The sequence below is a fragment of the Polaribacter pectinis genome (assembly GCF_014352875.1).
GTDB lineage: Bacteria > Bacteroidota > Bacteroidia > Flavobacteriales > Flavobacteriaceae > Polaribacter > Polaribacter pectinis.
Genome location: NZ_CP060695.1, coordinates 1,322,887 through 1,345,012 on the forward strand (window position 1 = coordinate 1,322,887; position 22,126 = coordinate 1,345,012).

Consider the following 22,126-nt stretch of genomic DNA (forward strand, 5'->3'; position numbering starts at 1 on the left):
CATATCAATTTAGCCAAAAATTATGAAACAATTAATTATACTTTTACTACTTATTATTGCTTTTTTTATTGGGTTTGGAAAATACCAACAATACAAAAGATACAATACACCAAAATTAGAATATAAAACAGATAAGAAAATAGACACAGAATGTCATAATCAAAATTTAGTTTTTAATTACTTTAATGCTATAGAAGATTTAAATAGTTGGGTTAAACTTCAATGGACTGCAAATGATATTGATGTTGTGACTCCAGAAGATGATGATATAGAAACTAAATATGCAGTAAAAAAATATGCCGATAAATTAGCCAAAGTTAAATACTACGAAGCTAGATTAGAAAAATTGGCCCTTTTAAAAGAACAAGGACTTTCTAATAAAGAAATAAAGTTTTTAGAAGAAACAGGAACGGATTTAAAAACTCATTTACAAGAACAAGAATTAGCTTCTTATAAAAACAGAATGAAAACATTATTTAGTGACTCAAAAAAAATTGTTTATAACCAAAAAACTGCTCTAATTTTTGAAGTGCAAAAACTATTGGTTAAAAATGGTTTTAATATTGCTGTAGATGGAATTTACAGAGCAGAAACTTCTAATGCAATTAAATCTTTCGAAGAAAAAAACAACCTTTTTGCTGATGGTAAATTAGATGTTTTAACTTTAGATGCTTTGTTGAAATAACAAGATGAAAATTGTTCTAATTTCTGATACACATGGCAACCATAATTTTATAATTCCAGAAGGTGATATTTTAATTCATGCTGGCGATGTTTCTTTAAGAGGTACAAAAAAAGAAATAGACAGTTTTATAGACTGGTTTCAAAAACAACCACATAAACATAAAATTTTTATTGCTGGTAATCATGATTTTTATTTTGAAGAAGCTTTAAAAAACAACATAAAAATAAACGATACAAATCTTAATTATTTAAATGATTCTGGTTGTGAAATCGAAGGTATAAAATTCTGGGGTTCTCCTATTCAACCTACATTCTTTAACTGGGCTTTTAACCGAGAACGAGGTGAAGAAATAAAAAAATATTGGGATTTGATTCCTAATGATACAGATGTTTTAATAACTCATGGGCCTCCACATAAAATTCTAGATCTTACAAAAAATGGAGAATATGTAGGTTGTGAAGAACTAAAAAAGAAAGTTTTAGAAATTAAACCAAAACTACACGTATTTGGTCATATTCATGAGGCTTATGGTAAAACCGTTAGAAATAAAACTACTTTTGTAAATGCTTCTTTGTTGGATGATAAATATAGGAATGTAAATGCTCCTATTGTAATTGATATATAGATTATCATTTACTAACAAAAAAAAGATGTTGACTAACGCCAACACCTTATTAAAATAAAAAACTAAACCTTTTTTTAGTTTTTTCTTCTGAAACCACTTTTTCTTTCTCTTTTATTGAATCATCTTTAATAAAACGTTTCGCTTTAATACGCTCTTTTTCACTATTAATAAATTCTATAAAATCGTTATTAAAAGCATTTATGTGAGCTTGTTTTAAAACATCTAATGCTTTTGCATATTCTTTTGTATGTTCTAATACATTAGCTCTTTTTAAATACAGCATTGCCTTATCTGATCCTTTAACTGTTAAAGCATATTTAATAAATTCTTCTGCTTCTTCGAAGTTTTCGTTCCAAATTAGAGCGTTTATATAATGAGGTTGAACCTCTAAATTATTTATATTTTCTGCTAAAACTAATTTGTAGTAAAAGATTCCTTCACTGTAGTTTGTTAAAACTTCTGCATAAACACGCCCCATTAAACTTAAAGCCATTTCATCTTTATCATTATAAGATAAAGCATAATTTAAAGCTTCCATACATTTTTCTAATTCAAATGGATATGCATCTAATGCTGTATACACATAGTTATTTGTTAATGTTCCCATTTTATTCTATTTGTTTTCTTAAATCCTTTTTCAACTGATTTCTCTTGTTTTTAAAAGATTTTTCTTTGTTTATTTGTTTAAAATCACTTCCTTTAAAAACTCTAATTGGGTTTCCTCTTTCAATTTCTTGATGATTTTCCCACTGATTTTTAAACTGTTCTTTTTGTTGTTCTGAATTAAATTCGGCTACTTTTTGTTGCAATCTCTGTATCGCTATTTTTTTATTTTGATGTTGAGACCTGCTATCCATAACCAAAACCTGAATTCCGGTTGAAATATGTTTTGCTCTTATTGCAGAACTTACTTTATTTACATGCTGACCTCCTGCTCCAGAGCTTCTTATTGCTTGAAATTGAATTTCATTCTCGTTAATTTCTAATAATTTAGAACTTTCAACTTCGAAACAACCAATAAACCAGTTTTTACGTTTGTGAAATTTTCTAAATGTTGATGTGCCAATCCATTGAATGGTACCCAACCAATTTGCTGTAAAATCAGCAAGATTTTTTCCTTCAATTTGTATACTTACAGATTGCACAGTGCCATTTTCTATTCCGTTTTCTTTGTGGAGAATTGTATAATCAATCTTATTGTTTGTCAATTCTTTTAGGAATATTTTTAACACTTTTGCAACCACAAAAGCACATTCTAAAGGGCCTTTTCCTGCTGATATTTGTATTATTTTAGTTTTCATTTTATTATTTTTTAAGTAGTGATAAATAAAAGACAAGAAAAGAAAGGATATTTCCATAACCATTTGTCTTTCTTCTTTATTCTTGCTTCTCTAGTCTTATTTATCCATTCTTACTATTTTCGGCGTAAATGTTCCCTGAACTTCCACCAATTCTTGCTGATTTGCCATCACTTTTTTAATGTCTTTGTACGCCATTGGAGCTTCGTCAATTCCACCACCAATTAGTGTTATATTGTTCATATTCAATTGATGTTTTATATCGCTTTTTGTGAACTTTTCTTTACACTTTTTACGAGAAAATTTTCTACCAGCTCCATGTGAAGCCGACTGTAAACTTTCTTTGTTTCCCAAACCACGAACGATAAAACCTGACGCTGTCATAGAACCTGGAATGATGCCCAATTCGCCATTTTTAGCTGGTGTTGCGCCTTTTCTGTGCACAATACATTCTCTGTCATTTACCATTTCTTTCCACGCAAAATTGTGATGATTCTCAATTTTCGCAATCGGTTTTGCACCCAATTCTTTGGCAATTCTATCGTGAATATTATCGTGACAGGCTTTGGCATAATCGCCTGCTAAATTCATTGCCAACCAATATTCTTGTCCATCGTGCGTGTTTAAATCTAACCACGCCAAATGCTGCACATTTTTTGGTAATGGACACTGTTTAGTTGCCAAATACGTGTAATGTTTCGCAATATTTGCGCCCAAACCACGTGAACCACTGTGTGATAAAACGCCAATATATTCTCCAATTTTTAAACCGAATTCGTTGTTTTCTTCGGTGATTGAAACTGTACCAAATTCCACAAAATGATTTCCACCTCCAGAAGTTCCTAACTGTTTAAATGCTTTGTCTTTTAAACGTTTTACTAACGGAATTTCGATAAACTCATCTCTGTAAAATATTTCGTGGTCTTGCTTTTTATCGTGCGTTTCTCGCATTCCGAATTTTGTATGATTCTTTAAAATGTTTTCGAATTGATGTACTTTTCCTTTCAAAAAAGAAATAGAAATCGGATAAATTGTCAAACACATTCTACAACCAATATCCACGCCAACTCCATAAGGAATTACTGCATTATCTGTCGCTAAAACGCCTCCAATTGGTAAACCATAACCATAATGTGCATCTGGCATTAATGCGCCTTGCACTGCAATTGGTAGTTTTAAAGCATCGTATAATTGAAACTTTGCTTGTTCGTCAATTTCATTTTCTCCATAAATAGAAAACGGAACTCGCGTGTTTCTTAATTGATGCATTTTTACTTCCACAGGTTTTACCAAACCTTCTGCAACTTTGCCCCAAATTGCATTTCCTTGAAACTTTTCTGGTGTTTTTAAAACCTCTTTTGCTTCTTCTAAAATGCGCTCTTTCTTTTCTCTTTTTCTGTATCTGCTAATTTGCCCTAAAGCGATATTGATACTATTATTCTTTGGAAAGCCCAATTTTATGAGGTCTTTTCCTTTTAATTTATTTCCCATGATTTAATTTTGAGATGTTTTGTTTTAGGCAACTCAACTTTTGGGTTGATTCCTTCTCTTAAAATCTGTTTCGGAAAAGTTTTTTAGGAAAAAATGACCATAAAAAAAGTCCGAAATTTTACAACTTCGGACTTTTCATATATAGTATCTTATATTTCTATTTGTGAAAATCGCGAAGTAAACAATAAAAAGAACCTAGCTCTCTTTGTATGTTTTTGTTAATTAGATAATTGAACATTATACTTCGTTGTTTATGCTGAATTGTTTCAGCGATTATTGTTGCTTTATTGCGATGCAAACCTATGACGACTTTTTTAACTACACAAATAAATTTTTAACTTATTTTATTTATAATCAATAGTTTAAGTGTGTTTTAGGCAGTAGAATTCTTGTCCGCTTTTATGCAGATACAGCCTTTTTTGTTAACTGTTTGAAATTGTGATATGTAATTAAAACTTACACTTTTGCTTGGCATTTATTAAATTTTAAAAAAATCAAAATCTTTTTTAATAAAAAACGTCCAAAAAATGAATTTTGGACGTTTTTGCTATATTTATTTAAAATTTAACCTAATATATTGACTTCAATAGTCGCAAATCGCGTCCGATTTATGTAGTTTGAATATATTCATAGATTAAAATTTTATACTTTTTTTGTTGTTTTGAGTTACAAATATGCGAAAAATCTTTTAATCTTAAAAAAACGCCCAAGAAATAAATCTTGAGCATTGATAATATATAAGATTAATATCCCCCAATATTAATTTTATCTTTTAATAAATTTAGACGTTCCAACTGCATTGTTAACAGTAAATTTAATTAAATAGATACCCGAATTCAAATCAGAAATATCAATATTTTTAGAAGTATCATTTACAGAAATTGTTTTTACGGCTTTCCCTAAAATGTTATATACACTTACTTTATCAATTGTATTATCCGCAGAAATTGTTACAAAATTTGTTGCCGGATTTGGGTATAAACTCACGTTTGCTAAAGTATTGTCTTTAATGCTTGCAGTATTTGATTTATAAAAATAAACATTATCTACATAAATAGTAGAAGGATTTACACCTCCTTGTCCATCAAATTTCATTTGAAATAATGAATCCCATGTCATACCTGTAAAATCTGCTATAGCAATATCTACACTACTCCATGATCCTGTTACTAAAGGAACGTTTACTAAAAATTCTCCTGCTCCAGTACCATTGTTTATTGGTGAAAACTTAATGTCTGTGGCATCTGCTGTCCAAATATCAATATGTACAAAGTCCATTCCTGAAGCATCTGTTGCATCAAATTCTGTTCCTTGGTAATTAAAATTTGAATACTTTAATACAGTATTTGTTCCATTTCCTGTTGGATCATATGCTGCATCTACTGCTCCTGATTGTCCCCAACCTGGATTAAAATTAGTTACGTTTACATTTGTGTAAGCATCACTATAAATAGATAAAACATCTCCTGCTGCTCTTGTTGGAGGTGTTGGTGCATCTGTTGTTGGTGCAGTTGCTACAGTTGTAGTACCTTTATAGAAATAAACGTTATCTATATAAATAGTTGAAGGATTTACACCTCCTTGTCCATCAAATTTCATTTGAAATAATGAATCCCATGTCATACCTGTAAAATCAGCTATAGCAATGTCTACACTACTCCATGATCCTGTTACTACAGGAACATTTACTAAAAATTCTCCTGCTCCAGTACCATTGTTTATTGGTGAAAACTTAATATCTGTGGCATCTGCTGTCCAAATATCAATATGTACAAAGTCCATTCCTGAAGCATCCGTTGCATCAAATTCTGTTCCTTGATAATTAAAATTTGAATACTTTAATACAGTATTTGTACCATTTCCTGTTGGATCATAAGCAGCATCTACTGCACCTGATTGTCCCCAACCTGGGTTGAAGTTAGTTACGTTTACATTTGTGTAAGCATCACTGTAAATAGATAAAACATCTCCTGCTGCTCTTGTTGGAGGTGTTGGTGCATCTGTTGTTGGTGCTGTTGCTACAGCTGGGCTTCCTTTATAGAAATAAACGTTGTCTATATAAATTGTTGAAGGGTTTACGCCTCCTTGTCCATCAAATTTCATTTGAAATAATGAATCCCAAGTCATACCTGTAAAATCTGCAATAGCAATATCTACACTACTCCATGATCCTGTTACTAAAGGAACGTTTACTAAAAACTCTCCTGCTCCAGTACCATTATTTATTGGTGAAAACTTAATATCTGTGGCATCTGCTGTCCAAATATCAATATGTACAAAGTCCATTCCTGAAGCATCTGTTGCATCGAATTCTGTTCCTTGATAATTAAAATTTGAATACTTTAATACAGTGTTTGTACCATTTCCTGTTGGATCAAAAGCAGCATCTACTGCACCTGATTGTCCCCAACCTGGGTTAAAATTAGTTACGTTTACATTTGTGTAAGCATCACTGTAAATAGATAAAACATCTCCTGCTGCTCTTGCTGGAGGTGTAGGCGCGTCTGTTGTTGGTGCTGATGATCCTCCACCTGAACCACCACTTCCTGCAGCTTTAGTTCTGTTTGCAGTCCATGTAACATTATCAAAATATGTAATTGTATTTGCTGTTCTAGCTGACCATTCTGGAAAAACAACTAATTGATCTATATTATGATTTTCTCCACTAGAAATTGCAGAAGAAATATCATATGTCAATGTTTCCCATTCATTCATTTTAGTATTTGGTTTAGCTATTTGAAAAACAGTACCACTTGTAGAATTTACAAATTTTACTGTAACATCACTTATAACTGTTTTATAGACCATAATACTTATACTTGTATTAGAAGCTTCTAAAAACCATTCTCCTAACTCTAAATGAATAGTTTCTGTTCCTGCATATGGTTGACCTGCTGCCAATGCTGTGAATTTAGCCACAGTTGCTGATGTATTATCTCCTGTCGCATCTGGATTAGCAACTACTTCTAATGCTGGATTAGAGTCGTTCTCAAAAACATTCCATTTTGATGCATCACTTGCAGCTGTTCCGCTTTCAAAGGTAACTTCAAAAGTTTCTTGTTGAGAAAACCCAACTGCAGAAATTAATAGCATTAATAATAAAGTAATTTTTTTCATAAGTATAAGTATTTAAAAAGTTATACAACAATGTTACCTTAAATATATGCTATATTAACTTTTAAGACCTCAACAAAAAACATACAAAAGCTAAAAAGTAATGAAATATTAAAATTAACTGTATTTAAGCTAATAAACTAAAGCTTTCTTAAACAGAAAAAAACCACACACAACACATTGATAATCAATAATATTTAAATTATGTATGGGTAATGTATTGGTTATTTATAAACTGTAGTGTTTTTTAAAATTACAGTATGGTTTAAAAAAATAAAAAAACTCATTAAAATAATTTTTTAATGAGTTTTAATAAGTACTTTTTTAAACATTATTAAACAAAGAAGATTTGGTTTTTAATAAATAATTATTAAAACTCATACTTCTTTATAACATTATATTATAGTTTATTTTTTATTTGATTGTTATTGATTGATTTCTTCGAACCGGGTTACAGTTCTAATTTACGTTTTTCTAATGCTTCTCTTATTTCTGCTGCTCGTTTTTCATCAATACTATAATCTTTCATTACCCACATTGCAACCACAGTTCCAACAAGAGGAAAGAAACAGAAAAATGCATGCAAATTATCTACAGAAAGTTGTTGTTCGATTACTGGTATATCTGGGTTGAATCCTACAGCCCAAATAATTAACCCACTTAATGCTCCTGCAATTGCATAACCAACTTTAACCATCCACCAATATATTGCACCAAAAGTACCTTCACGACGTTTACCTGTATTTAATTCATCTACATCTATTACATCAGCAGTCATAGACATCATGATAGTAAATAAACTTCCAATACCAAATGAGAAGAATGGTAATGCTATAATATATAACCAAGGTTTTCCAGGAATAAATAAAAAGTATAAAAATATATAACCAATAATTGAAATTGTTTGTGCAATTAAGAATGCTTTTTTCTTACCAAATTCTTTAGATAACCAAGTTACAATTGGTATCACTAAAAATGTAGTACCCAATGCTCCTATACAACCAAATAACGATACCCAAATTCCTGTTGCACTAGCATCTCCATTAAATAATTTATAAACAATTACAAAAAATGTAAGTGATGCTACAGTATTAAACGCATTAAATATAAAGAATGTAGAGATACATAATTTTCTAAATTCTTTAATTTTAAAAGCTTCCACGAAACTGGTTAATATTTTTTTAAAACTACCACCGATATTAGAAATATTTAAAGGTTCATATTCATCTTTATCTAATGTAGAATCTCCTTTTATAAAAATTGCTGGTATTATTGCACAAATTGCACAAGGTATTGCTACCCAAACTGCCAATTCTCTTACTGCAACATCTGCTGAAGGAAACCATTCTGGATCGTACATTATCACCCAAAACCAAGGCGCTATAACCCAGGCCCATTGTCCAATCCATTGTGCAATTGCCATAATATTGGTTCGTTCATGAAAATCGTCGCTCATTTCATAACCCATTGCTACATATGGTACACTAAAAAAAGTAAGTCCTAAATAAAATACAATTGACCATAAAAAGAAATACCAAAAATTATATTGAAGCGTATTCTCTTTAAATAATTGCCACATAAAAATGTAAGCAATCCCCATAATTATACCGCCAACTAAAACATAGACTCTTCTCCTTCCCCATTTAGACCTCGTATTATCTGAAATAAAACCCATAATTGGATCTGAAATTGCATCGAACAATCTTGGAAAAAGATAAATCATTGCCCACATTAAACCTGTAAACTTCAAGTCTTCTACTAAAACCACCATAAATATTCCAAGTATAGCTGGAAACATTTGATTGGCAAACATTCCTATTCCGAATGCAATTTTTTGCCCCATTGGAACTTTTGAGGAAGATTTTATGTTAGACATATTATTGAATATTTTTTTTAGTTGGTATCATAATCGTTTGTAATGCTTGCGCATCTATGTTTACTAAAGTTTCTTTTTCTCCTAAAAATAATTTGAAACTTTTTTTAGTTTTTCCTTCATTAAAAACAACAACTGCAATTGAGCCATCTGGGTTTTCTGCTGCGGTTACTTGTAAGTCATTATCAGAATTTTCTAGACCAATTACTTTTGCTTGTGGTCTAATATATTTACTGAAATGAGCCATTGTATAATAAAGTGGCGTAAAATAAACCTCATCTTTTTCTGGATCTACAATTACAGGTGCAATACACCAATTTTTAAACCAGTTTGGGCCACCTTGTCTATCTAAAACCATGTTCCAGTCTACCCAACCATCTACCCAATTGTTTAAACAACCAATAATATCTCTTGCATATCTATTGACTGGTGCATATTTTGGATGTAAATATTTGTCTTTCTCTGGTGCCCAATCCCAACCCCAATCTGTTGCTTCTTTTTTCCAATACCAAGTATCATTATTCCATTCTGGCACCTGAGAATCTATACAACCTTCTGTTTCTATTAAATATTTATTAGGGGCTTTATTATGTGCGTATTGTAATTCTTCAGGAAAATAATCATAAGTACTTGCGTACCAGTGAATGGCTGTTCCATCAAAGTATTTAGAGGTTTCCTCATTTTTAAATTGAGAATCTACCCATTCTTTTAGGTGTTCTCTATTTTGATCATATCCTAAAATTTTTACATTTGGATAATCTTCATCTAATTTTGGACCTAAATGATGTTGTACGAAATTTGTCATTTCATCTGGAGAATAATGCATAGATTCCCAATTATTTCCATTTCCTAAAGGTTCGTTTTCTACAGTAAATCCCCAGATATCAATTCCTTCTTCTTTATAGGCATCTAAATATTTTGAAAAGAAAAGTGCCCAAGTATCATAATATTTAGGTAGTAATTTTCCTCCAACCCATTCTTTGTTATCTTTCATCCAAGGAGCAGCTGTCCAAGGCGAAGCAAATATTTTAAAACCATCTTCAGATACTTTCATTGCATCTTTTATCATCGGGATTAAATCATCTTTATCCTCTTTAATAGTGAAATGTTCTAACTCCATATCATCTTCAACTGGTGAATATGAATATTGAGACAAAGAAAAATCACATGAATTCATGTGTGTTCTTGTTAATGAATAGTTTGCTCCTTCTTTAGAAAAATATGCTTCTAAAATTGTATCTCTATTTTTTTTACTCAATCGATTAAGCAAATAAGCAGAAGACTCTGTAAAAGCGCCTCCAAAACCAGTAATAGTTTGAAAAACTTTAGAAGTATCTAATTTTATAGTTGATGCATTTTTATCAGAAATAAAATTGGAAAGTTTTGTTAATTTATTTCCACTTTCGGAAGTTTCATAAACATCTACAATCAATTTATTATCTTTTTGATTACAACTAATCATCATCATAAAAAGTGATATATTAAATATATATTTTAGTGTTTTCATAAAAATGTGTTTTACTTTGGATACTCTGTATTAGGCACCAAAACTGTTTTCATTAAATTTTCTTTATTACCATTAAAGGTTTTTGTTATTGGTTTTCCATTTCTGGTTAAACCATTAAATACACCTTTATCAACAGCTTCCCAAAGTGGAAATTTTGCCTCGCCTTTTAGGTTTATCAATCCAAAATGATTTTCTGATCCTTTAGGATTTTCAGCATCTTTCCATTGTTCATCAAAAGCTTCAAAATAGAAACAAGAAATTCCTTCTTTTTTTGTCCATTCCCTTATTTTTTGATGATATAATCCTTGTTTATATTCATCGCTAACTCTAGAACCATTTGCTCCATAATGTCCGTTAGAAATTGTTGACCAACCTGTTTCTCCAATATGAACTGGTTTATGAACTCCCAAACTTTTCATATAATTTACTACACCTCTATACTGATTTTTAGTAAAACTTAAAGCTCTAGACATGGCTTCATCTACCTTTTCTTTGTCAGTAAGATTGCTTAAATAATTTGGTGTTTTCCAAAATTCTGGGTTGTGATGTGAATTATGGTAAGGATAGGTGTGTGTAGAAATGTAATCTACTGATTTTATCAATTTTTCTAAATCTTCTGTGTGATATACAGAATCTCCTCCACCCCAAGAAGAAAAATCATCTGAACTGGTAATCCATAAATCTTTAGATAATTCTCCTTTTATCTTTAAATCTTGCAAATGATTTACCCATTTTAAAATAATGTTTGGTTGCACAAAATAACTTGCTGCCCATTTTACCATGGCTTCATTACCAACTGCAATTACTTTTACAATATCTGGATATTGTTTTGCCAAAGCAACAGCTCTTGCAATTTCCCCAGCATTTGCTGGACTTTCAATATCATGATTTGGTGTTTTGTCTGTCCAAGCATTTAAACAATCTATCCAAGCACCTAACATTACATACATTTCAAAACTTGCATCTTCTTTTTTAAGTTCAGAAATTGCTTTTAAAACATTTGCTGCATGAGGCAATTTTGGTTGTACATTATAGGTTCTTAAAATCTTAATTCCCATCGCAGAAAGAATTTTCATATCTTCTTTTAATTCTGCAATTGTTGGTTGAATCTCTCTTGATTTTTCTCTATAACCTCCATAAGAAATAGCTAAATAATTAGGGTTCCCTAAAATTTTAGCTGCTGTCATTTCTTCTTTTTGAGGTTTTTCTACCTCTTTATTATTAGAGCATCCAAAAGCAACCATCAATATTAAAATGAATATTGATAGTTTAAAATTTACTTTTATAATGTTACTTTTTCTCATTGTTATTTTATAATTGAAACAATCAGTTTCTCTATTTTTCCTGTTCTTTCGAAAATCATTTTACTGATTTCTAAATCTAATTTTAAGCCTTGAACTTCTTGAGTGGAATTGTCATCAAAAAACACTTTGATAGTATTTTTATCTGATAATTTATAAACAACAGGAACTTGACAATAGGTAAAAGAAAGTGTTTCTGGATCTAGTGTTAGTGATTTACTTTTTCCTTTTACATCAACATAATTAAAGTCTTTTGAAGTTTTTAAAAACTCTTCTTTTCTTAATAATCTTGGATTGAATTGTAGTTTTCCTTCTTTAACAAAAACACCAATTTCACCAAACCTACACAAAACATCTTCTTTCACTTGACCAGTCATTCCTGGTTGTTGTGCTCCTTTTCCTGCTGGTGTATGAGAATATGGGTCTGTTGGAAAAGCACCATACAATTCTGGCGATTTGTGTGCTCCAATTCCTTCGTTTATTTCGTAATAATGTTCTAACAATCGACCTATTACCTCTTCACTTTCATTAGAATTTATTGCTAATAAACAGTTTTCTTGTGCTGCATATAACAATTTAGAAACCATGTGCCAATAGATAGAACCTAAACCTTCGTATCCGAAAAATGTTCCAGATCTACCTGTAAATGATTTATGATCGAACATTTCTTCATAAACTGCTAACAACTCATTTTCTTCTTCTGCAATTAAAGATTTGTAAGAATCAGGAAGATTACTTAATTCTTCTTTTAAAACATTTGCGTTGTTAAAGTTTCCATTAAAATGATAATTCCCAACAACATCTTTTTCTAAAATTTGATTGTTTCCGTCTGATAAAAGTTGTTGTAATAATTTTGATTTATTTACAGCTTCAGCAGGAATGTTATTCTTCTGAACAAATCTTCCCAAATCTTTATTTGGATATAAAATATAGCTGTATTGGTCTTCTCTAAATAAAGCACTTGCTTTTAAACCGTCTAAAACTGCCAAAGCTTCTTTAGCTGATAAATAACCAGAACTTAACACAGCAACTTGCCCTTCTAACATTTCTGATAAGTAAGAAATTGACACTTCACTATCATTTTCTACAGTCATTAAATTGTAAGAATGATATAAATTATCTGCTCGTTTATTTGCTTTAATAGTGTGTTCTGTATATTTTTTTGTGATATCGAAAAAGGCTAATAATTCCTTTTTAGAAATTGTCGCTTTTTTATTTTTAAATCCGTTTTTATAAACTGAACTTCTAAAATTACTTCCAGCTTGTCCAACTCCATCTAAAACTTTTCTTCTGTCTTTGTTAGAAATTTTACCAGAAAGAATAGTTTCATTTTCTTTTAAAGCAGTAACAATTCCGTTGAAAAAAGTTACTAATTCATCAGAAATTTCAACTGTTTCAGTATCTGATTTAGAAACGACACCTTCAAAGAAATTTAAGAAACGTTGCAAGTAATAAAGTGTAACCATAGAAACACCATTACCAACCAATGCGTTGTTTGCATCATTCCATTCTGGTCTTTGTGTATTTAACCAAATACCACCTTCTGGAATAAAATTAGAGATTTTAGCCAACACAGTTGCTAGCAATTTCTCCATCATATTTACATTGTAAATAGCATCTTTTGAATCTCTTAATAAAGCGCCATCAACTCCAATTTTTTCTCTTAATTCGTTTATTTTATGATCTAATTTTGCATCAAAATCAATGGTATCTTTTGGATTCTGTAATGTTTCCTCGTAACTTTTAATTTTATAAGGCACGTTTGCATAGACAAATACATCTTCAGTAAAACTGTTAGATAATTTACCTGGATAATAGTTTTCTATGAATTCTAAAAACTTCAACAAATAAATAATTTGATGATCTCCCCAATAACCAATGTAAGACCAAGGATCATCTGGCTCAATAGTTTCCCAATCGAAACCGCCTTTTGTTACTCTGTAAGGGTTGTAACCATCGAAAGTTGTAGCGTTTAAGAACTTGTGAATCATTCCTTCTATAAACTCTGGATATGAGTGCGCTAAAGCTTCCCAATTTTGGAAAATATCTCTCCAGTTTCCTTCGTAATCTAAAATTTTAGAACCATCAATTTCACTTTGTGTGTTTATAGAAAACTTGTTCCAAGGTCTACTTGGGTCTCCATGTCTTCTACTAAACTTCAATGGTAAATACTCAAAACACAATCTTTTAAAATGACTGTTTTCACTTGTATTTCCTATATTTTTTATATATTCTGAAGTAAATTCTTCTGGTAAATTATTTATGGTTTCTTGTTGATTTTTATAAACTTCAAAATTAGCTTTTGATAGATATTTTATAAAATCATCTTTTTCGATTGTATAATTATTATCGAAAATTCCACCTCTCATAATATTGAAAAGTGTGTTTGCAAAATGCCTTGTATTTCTTAATTGAACATCGCCTAATTGTAAACCATCTGAAGCACCTGCCAATTCTATTAAATTTGCAGTTCCTTCGTCAATACTTTTTTGAACTAAAGAAGCTAAATTAGATTCACTTTTAATTTGATTTGCAATGCTATGAAACCCTTTTAAAGTTTGGTTTACATTCGCAATCAACATCCAAGATTTTTCTTCATCGGCATTTAAAGATAAATTCTGAATTGTAAAATAAGCGCCTTTTTCAGCCTTCATATCTACTTCTTCATAAATTTCTTCACCATTTCTAAACGCATTTAACTGTAAAGAAGAAACTAAATATTTAGGGTTTTCTACTCCCAAAGACCAAACTAAATTAGATTTTAGAGCTTCACTTGGTTCAGCTTTATCAACAATAATAGCACTTAACGCGTAAATACCAATTCCGTTTTCTTTTTCTAATTCGCTTTTTTTGTACGCATCTACTAAATTACTTCTTACTTCTTGTAAGGCAGATGTAACTCCATAAGGCAGAATATTCTGCACTCCATCTAAAATTGTAACTTCAATTTTTGAATTTGTATTGTTAATTAAATCAGACTTTCTAACAAAACCATAATCGTTAGAAGTATTCCAATGATATCTGTAGGTTACTCCTAAATCTTCATTAATTTCTTCGAAAACAACTTTGTTTCCGTAGCTATTTTTATATAAATTTCTTTTGATTTTGTAGGCTCCTTCGTTTCTATCAGAAAAAGGTTCCCAAAGAAAAGTTTTATCATCTTTATGAACTTGCACAATAGTTTTACTTCCTGTAACATCTGCAGATTCAGTAATTTTATCATCTGTATAATAAGGAAATAATGAGCTTTCAGAATTTTTTCTACCAGCAGTTAAACCTCCATTACTAGAAATAAACATCCAATGATTAGAGTTACTTACAAGACTCATAAAAAATGGTCTCATTTTGTTGCTATTGGATATTTTATAATATACTTCGTTATCAAAATTTATTAATTCTCCAGTAACTTCTAAAGAAGAATTTATGGCTTTGTTATTACCTATAAAAATTGTGTTTTTTGTCATAATAATTTAATCATGAAAACATATCTAAAAAATATGAGTTCTTTTTTTGTTGAAAATATTTAGATTTTTATGTCTATACTTTTATTTGTTATTATTTAATTGCGCTTTATTTTCTTTCGCTTTTAAAACTCCTTTGTTTAAATCTATTTTTGAGAAATGTTTTTTTATGGTTTTACAAGTAACTCCTTTAGCATAAGGATTAATTGCATGTGCTTCTTTTAAAGAATAGTATGCTGCTCTTGGATATAATGCGTATAAACCATCTGCATTTGTTGGGCCTTTTGCACAGATTCCAAACCATTCTTCATTCATATTATTACTCTTCTTTTTGGTATCTAAATAGTAACCTCCATTAGACCAAGTTGCATCATTTTCATGCGTGTCTAAATTTATTGTTTGTCCTATTTTCCACCAACCATCACTAAATTGAAATGTAAAACCACCTATTGAATTTTCTGCTTCTCCTAAACCTGCTGCATTTTGGTAAATCTCTTTCCAGTTTTTAACATTAAAAAAAGATTGCATTTTTTGATCTTCAGAATTTGTTAAAGCATTAAAAGCATCTGAACCAAATTCTGTAAACATAATTGGTTTGTTCAACTCTTTTTTCACTCTTTTAAATGCGTTTCCAAAAGATTTTCCTCTGTACATATTTGTTCCATAAATATCTACATCTTTACATTCTTTAGCTACAATATCTAAAAAACCTAAATCTCCATTACACATTGCAATTGGATGAGATTTATCTATTTCTTTCATCTCTAAAGCTGCTTTATTAAACATTTTATACAAATGTTTAGCTGCTTCTAAATGGTCTTTTTCGTTTATTGGAATATCTTCAGTTTCTGCGCCTTCCCAAACCAAACCGTAATTGTTTTCATTACCTAATAAATAAAGTAACAAACCTGGTGTGTTTTTAAAAGTGCTTACTAATTCTTTAACCTCCTTTATTAAAACTTCTTGAGCTTGTGGATTAGAATAATCGGTTTTTGGTATCCAATTTCCATTTATAGAAAGTCCGTATCTTCCAAAAGAATGATTTAACATGGTATAAATACCATAATTTTCATAAATGTATTCTATCCATTTAGGCTGTATACCTGTATACACACGAATAGCATTTACTCCCATATTTTTAAGCAAACTCATTTCTGCTTCTAGAGCTTGTTTAATAAAGTTGTCTGGCTGTTGCCATAAACTAAAAGAATAATTAGTTCCAATAGGAATATAATCCCAATTCATTCCATTAATCATAAAATCTTCTCCATTAACCACTAATTTTGTTCCTTGCTCATTATTAATGACTTTTACTTTTTGCGCTTGTGCGAAAAAACTAAAAGTGAATAAAAAAAGTACTAGGCTTAAAAAATGGTTCTTCATAATTTTAGGTGATTAAAAAATAAAAATTGTGAATTTCTTATATTGGATAATATAATTCAACTAAACAAAAAACAAGTTGAATTTTAAGTATTAGAAAAAATAAGGTCAGTCATTTTTCAACTGACCTTATTTAAAAACTAATTCAAATTTATTATTTATTGAAATACTTTTACGTAGTCAATTTCCATCATATCTTCTGTAAATGCAGGATCTACAGTTCCTCCAAGAGTACCACCCATTGCTACATTTAAGATAAAAAAGAAATCTGCATTAAATGGTAATGTAGAATCATTAGTAAAAGTATGGAACACAACATCATCTACTGCAAACTGAATTTTTGTTGCAGACCATTCTACAGTATAATTATGAAATTCTGTTGTAGAAGTTGTTACTGTTGTTTTTTCTGAAGGACCACCTCCACCAAAATTACCTGGATAATGAAGTGTACTTAAAACTTGATTTTTATCTGAACCTGTTTGCTCCATAATATCAATTTCTCCAGCTGCTGGCCAACTAACTTGACTAAAGTTAGATCCTAACATCCAAATTGCTGGCCAAGTTCCTTCAGAAGCTGGTAACTTTGCTCTTATCTCGTATCTACCATATGTAAATTCTTGTAATCCTTCTGATTTTAATCTTGCAGAAGTATAACCACCTCCATTTGCTTTAGCAATAATTTTTAATAAACCACCTTCTACTATTACGTTTTCAGCATTATTTGTATACGTTTGAAGTTCTCCATTACCCCAACCTCCAGCACCTAAATCATAGGTCCAGTTTGCAGCATTTGGTGCTCCATCTGTATTAAAATCATCTTCCCAAACTAAATTGGTATATTGAGTAACTAAATTATTATTTGCTGGTTCTTGATTTGTTAAAACTACAAACCACGCTAAACCATCTGCTCCAATAGTTTTCAACATCATTTCTGTTGCTGATCTTGTAATAATTTTATAAGTATGATCTCCACCTACATAAAAACCGAAAAATCCATTCCCTGAAAGTGTAATTGTTTCTTGATCATTTGGTGCAGTTAATGTCCAAATTCCATCAAAATCATCTAATGGATAATTTTCATATTCATTTCCTGGATTCGCTACAGAACCATTAACACCCAACTCTTGATCCATTGGTGGTGCTTGACCAAATATAGTTCCTGAAACATCTGTTGCAGGATCGTCATTAGTACTGTTAGTAATGTATTTTATAGTACCATCTACATTAAAAACATAGGCGTCATCATACATTCCTGTAATAGATTTTTCACCTGGAGCAGCTGCATACCAAATTGGAGATACTTCATCTGCTGGACCAACACCAAAATGGCCTGGGTCTTCAGATTTTACTCTCCATTCTTGCGTACTATCATTAGTAAGCATTGTAATTAAATCTGCTGGTGCAGAATACGTAGATAAAACATCTACTTGAATAACTTTACTTGAAGTTACACCTCCTGTTCCCGAAGCAACTACGTTCACTGTATAAGTATTTAAACCTATAATGCTAAAATTAAATGTAGCATTTCCTGCTGGAGAAGTTTTACCAATTCCATCATAATAAAATGTATAAGAAGTTGCATTATCTGCAGTTGCTACAAAATTAACTGTTCCGCTTCCATCTCCATTTGGATTTGTTGCATCTGCACCAACTATTTCTGCGGTAACAGTAATATTAGACGGTGCTACTATGCTTCCAAACTCATATGTGTTTTCTTGACATCCTAAAAAGGTAAATGCCATAGAGAATAATATTATATAAATATTTTTAAGTTTTTTCATTTTTTTAATCTTTAGATATTAATTAGTTAATGCTAATTCATCATAATAATAAACTGAATCATCTCCTGCATTTCCGAAATCGAAGAAGATTACAATTCTATCGTAAGTAATTGATGAAGATGCACTAGAAATATCAAAAGTTAACTCTTCCCAAGCGTTAACAGATGAAGTAGTTGCATCTACCTCTACAAATTGTGTATTATCTGCAGAATTTTCAATTTTAAATCTTACAGTTGCGCCAGATTTTGGTGACCAAGTTTTAATACTCACTTTTTTGTAAGTATTAACATCTAAAGGCGTAGCAACATCAAAAAATGCTCCTGCCCAAACTTGTGATCCTGATGTTTTTACCATTTTTGCAACATTTGCTGTTGTATTAACTCCAGTTGCATCTGGATTTGAAATAACTTCTATAGCAGCTATATCTCCAAAAGATGTAAACGCTGGTGCTGTTCCTTCAAAATCTTGAAAAATTAATGGCGGATTAGATCCTCCAGAGTTATTTACTAAATTAATTTCATCATAATAATAAACTGAATCATCTCCTGCATTTCCAAAGTCGAAGAAAATTACAACTCTATCATATGTAATAGATGGTGACGCATTAGATATGTCGAAAGTTAATTCTTCCCAAGCATTTGTTGTAGACGTTGTAGCATCTACTTCTACAAACTGTGTATTATCTGCAGAGTTTTCAATTTTAAATCTTACGGTTGCTCCAGATTTTGGTGACCAAGTTTTAATTGACATTGTTTTATAATTGGTAACGTCTAAAGGCGTAGCAACATCAAAAAATGCTCCTGCCCAAACTTGTGAACCTGAAGTTTTAACCATTTTTGCTACGTTAGCAGTTGTATTTGCTCCTGTTGCATCTGGATTTGTAACAACTTCTATTGCAGCAATATCTCCAAAAGATGTAAATGTTGGTACAGTTCCTTCGAAATCTTGTACTACCTGAGTAGAAACCCCACCAGAAGGCGCTTTGTAGAAATAAACGTTATCTATAAATACAGTTCCTCCTGCTCCATTTCCTGCAGCAAAAGAATCTCCAACAAATTTTAATTGATGAATGTCTGCTACTGTTAAACCTTGACTCGTAAATTCTGAAATAGGAATATCTATACTTGTCCAAGCATCTTTTGTTAAGTCAGACCAAACTGGTTTTTCTCCATTAGAAGCGCTAATTAAAGAAGTTTCTAATCTTGGTGCATCTGCAGTCCAAACATCTAAATGTATAAATTCCATAGAAGATACATCTTGTGGCGCTCCAAACTGAATACCTTGATAACTAATATTAATGTATTGCAACATCTTATCTCCATTTAAATCGAATTCTGCCCAAGAACTTCCTTGACCACCTTGACCCCAATCTGGAAAAGTATCAGTTCCAGCAACATTATCATAAGCTTCACTATAAATAGAAATTACATCTGTTGCATTTCTGTTTACTGGTGTTTTTGCTGATTCAATTGGTGCTAGAATTTCTGTAACTTCGAAACTTTCAGTATATTCTGTAGTAGCAATAGCTCCACCTTTTGCAACAACTTTTACGTCGTAAGTTCCTGGAGTTTGATATTGGTAATTTATAGTTTCACCAATATTACCTGATGCTACTGGTTGTGTAACACCTGTTTCTCCTGAATAAAATTCATACATAGTTGCAAAATCTGCTTCTGCAAGAATATTTACTTGTTTAGATTTAGCCGCATCATTTTCTAACGTTACCACTAAATTTTGTGGTGCTTTAAAAGACACAATTAATGATTGAGTAGCTTCTGCTGTATCTCCTTTAGAGTTATAAGCAACTAATTTAACATCATAAGTACCTTCTGCATACGTATGTTTTACGTTTTTTCCTTGTTCTATATTTGTTGGTTCTGCTGTTGCATCTCCAAAATAAACATCAAAAGAAATTGCGCCATCTGCACTTGGTGTAATTGTAACCGAGCCAGTATTGTCTTGTGTAATTTCAAACACTGAAGATATGTTCGATGGTACAGGAATTGTATCTAGAAAATCTAAATTATCATTTTCTGTACAAGCACTAACAAATATTAGTATAATTAATGCTTTGAATATTGTTTTTATTTGTTTCATATTTTTATGTATAATATGTTAGTTTGTATATCCTTGATTCTGACTCCAATTTCCTTGAGAGAATTGTATTTCTTCTAATGGAATTGGAAAAACCTCATTTTTACTTGACTGAAATCCTGGAATTTCTGCTCCTCTACCAGTTCTAACCAAGTCGAAAAAATGATGACCTTCACCAACTAATTCAACTCTACGTTCTTTGTAAATCATCTCTGTTAAAGCAGAACCACCAGCAGTAATATCGTTATTAGAGTTACCAAAAGCTCTCGCTCTAACTCTATTTAGATATAATCTAGCTTTTGTATCATTTGCACTAGGTTTTCTATTGTTTGCCTCTGCAGCCATTAATAAAACATCTGCAAAACGAATTGCTCTGTAATTATTAGGGTTTGTTAAGTTTAAATCTCCTGCTGCATCTGCACTTCTTTTTCTAGGAATGTATTTTCTGTTGAAATACCCAGTGTGCTCATAACCAGTTGTAAAACTTGCTCCTGTTGCAGTAGACCATGCATTAATATCTAAAATAGCTACGTCTTTACGATTATCTCCTGCTTCGAATTGATCTACCATTTCTTGAGTTGGCACATTAAAACTGAAACCAGAAGTGTATAAATCTCCAGAATAACCTCTTACTCCCTGAAAACCTACAGCCACATTTCCTTCACTACACTGCAAACATCCAAAACCAGCACCTTCTATATCTGTATATTGTACTTCAAAAACTGAACCAGAACCATTTTCTCCTTGAAATTCAAAGATTTTGTTATAATCTGACTCTAACATATAAGGACCATTTACAATTACACTTTCTAAAGTTGTTGATGCCTCTAAAAATTTGTCTTGAAATAAATACACCTTTCCTAACAATGCTTCTGCAGCACCTTTTGTTGCTCTACCTACTTGAGGAGCTGTATAATTTAAATTTGCTACTGCAAATTTTAAATCACTCTCAATTAAAGCATAAACATCTGCTTTTGGAGATCTTGGTATTGTTTTTTCTTCACCAAGTTTAAAACGACCTTCTGGTTTAATAGGAATATCACCAAACCATTTAACCAATTCGAAATTGTAATATGCTCTTAAAAAATAAGCTTCTGCAATTATAACTTCATTTCCCTCAAAGTCTGTTTTATCTTTATTTTCGATAATGTAAGCAGCTCTATTAACTCCTCCAAACATCCAATCCCAAAGATTTTTTAATTGTGCATTTACTGGAGAATGTGTCATATCATCAATTTGTTGATAACCGGGCACATCTGTTGCACTTTCACCACCACAAAGTGTATTATTAGAAGCTATTTCTCCCATTAATACATTTATAAATGTAGATTGTAAAGGATCATAAGCAGCAACAAGTGCGTTATAATAATCTGCTTCTGAATTAAAGAATGATTCTGAATCGATTGCATATAATTTTGTATTGTCTAAATAATCATCTGAACAAGCATTTAGCAAAACTAAACTTGCGATAAAGAAGATGCTTACTTTTATTTTTTGAATATATTTTTTCATCTTT

General features: G+C 30.9%; 14 protein-coding genes. 2 read left to right on the top strand and 12 right to left on the bottom strand.

Annotated elements, in window-relative coordinates; all coding sequences use genetic code 11:
* Positions 1-22 precede the first annotated feature (22 nt).
* Together H9W90_RS06215 and H9W90_RS06220 are read left to right on the top strand one after the other, a co-directional pair.
* Complete coding sequence (locus H9W90_RS06215) at positions 23-685, top strand: peptidoglycan-binding domain-containing protein (protein WP_187483585.1); 663 nt, start codon at positions 23-25, stop codon at positions 683-685.
* A gap of 4 nt (positions 686-689) precedes the next feature.
* The gene (locus H9W90_RS06220) at positions 690-1,310 is read left to right on the top strand and encodes a metallophosphatase domain-containing protein (protein WP_187483586.1); all 621 of its coding nucleotides are present in this window, start codon (positions 690-692) and stop codon (positions 1,308-1,310) included.
* A gap of 49 nt (positions 1,311-1,359) precedes the next feature.
* Here H9W90_RS06220 and H9W90_RS06225 read toward each other — a convergent pair whose 3' ends face one another.
* The 12 genes from H9W90_RS06225 to H9W90_RS06280 all read right to left on the bottom strand — a co-directional run bounded on the left by H9W90_RS06225 (position 1,360) and on the right by H9W90_RS06280 (position 22,122).
* Positions 1,360-1,917, bottom strand: a complete 558-nt coding sequence (locus tag H9W90_RS06225; RefSeq protein WP_187483587.1) for a tetratricopeptide repeat protein — start codon at positions 1,915-1,917, stop codon at positions 1,360-1,362.
* A gap of 1 nt (position 1,918) precedes the next feature.
* Positions 1,919-2,611: a peptide chain release factor H gene (gene prfH, locus H9W90_RS06230; RefSeq protein ID WP_187483588.1), complete on the bottom strand. Its 693-nt coding sequence runs from the start codon at positions 2,609-2,611 to the stop codon at positions 1,919-1,921.
* Between the two features lie 96 nt (positions 2,612-2,707).
* Positions 2,708-4,099 carry an RtcB family protein gene (locus H9W90_RS06235; protein WP_187483589.1) on the bottom strand — a complete coding sequence of 464 codons (1,392 nt, stop codon included), beginning with the start codon at positions 4,097-4,099 and terminating at the stop codon, positions 2,708-2,710.
* Positions 4,100-4,864: 765 nt separating this feature from the next.
* Entirely contained in the window at positions 4,865-7,216 is a 2,352-nt protein-coding gene (locus tag H9W90_RS06240; protein WP_187483590.1) for a T9SS type A sorting domain-containing protein, read from the bottom strand.
* Positions 7,217-7,664: 448 nt separating this feature from the next.
* Entirely contained in the window at positions 7,665-9,089 is a 1,425-nt protein-coding gene (locus H9W90_RS06245; protein ID WP_187483591.1) for an MFS transporter, read from the bottom strand.
* Between the two features lies 1 nt (position 9,090).
* Positions 9,091-10,593 (bottom strand): glycoside hydrolase family 30 protein, encoded by a 1,503-nt coding sequence (locus H9W90_RS06250; RefSeq protein ID WP_187483592.1) that lies wholly within the window; start codon positions 10,591-10,593, stop codon positions 9,091-9,093.
* Between the two features lie 11 nt (positions 10,594-10,604).
* Positions 10,605-11,897 carry a glycosyl hydrolase family 17 protein gene (locus H9W90_RS06255; protein WP_437440070.1) on the bottom strand — a complete coding sequence of 431 codons (1,293 nt, stop codon included), beginning with the start codon at positions 11,895-11,897 and terminating at the stop codon, positions 10,605-10,607.
* A gap of 2 nt (positions 11,898-11,899) precedes the next feature.
* Positions 11,900-15,358, bottom strand: coding sequence for a 1,3-beta-D-glucan phosphorylase, GH149 family (locus H9W90_RS06260; protein WP_187483593.1), 3,459 nt, complete (start codon positions 15,356-15,358; stop codon positions 11,900-11,902).
* An 81-nt stretch (positions 15,359-15,439) separates the two neighbouring features.
* A complete protein-coding gene (locus tag H9W90_RS06265; RefSeq protein ID WP_187483594.1) occupies positions 15,440-16,738 on the bottom strand; it encodes a glycoside hydrolase family 2 TIM barrel-domain containing protein in 1,299 nt (432 codons plus the stop codon).
* 155 nt (positions 16,739-16,893) lie between these two features.
* Positions 16,894-18,516: a glycoside hydrolase family 16 protein gene (locus tag H9W90_RS06270; RefSeq protein ID WP_254712532.1), complete on the bottom strand. Its 1,623-nt coding sequence runs from the start codon at positions 18,514-18,516 to the stop codon at positions 16,894-16,896.
* 18 nt (positions 18,517-18,534) lie between these two features.
* A complete protein-coding gene (locus H9W90_RS06275) occupies positions 18,535-20,613 on the bottom strand; it encodes a hypothetical protein (protein ID WP_187483595.1) in 2,079 nt (692 codons plus the stop codon).
* An 18-nt stretch (positions 20,614-20,631) separates the two neighbouring features.
* Positions 20,632-22,122, bottom strand: coding sequence for a RagB/SusD family nutrient uptake outer membrane protein (locus tag H9W90_RS06280; RefSeq protein ID WP_187483596.1), 1,491 nt, complete (start codon positions 22,120-22,122; stop codon positions 20,632-20,634).
* Positions 22,123-22,126: the final 4 nt, after the last annotated feature.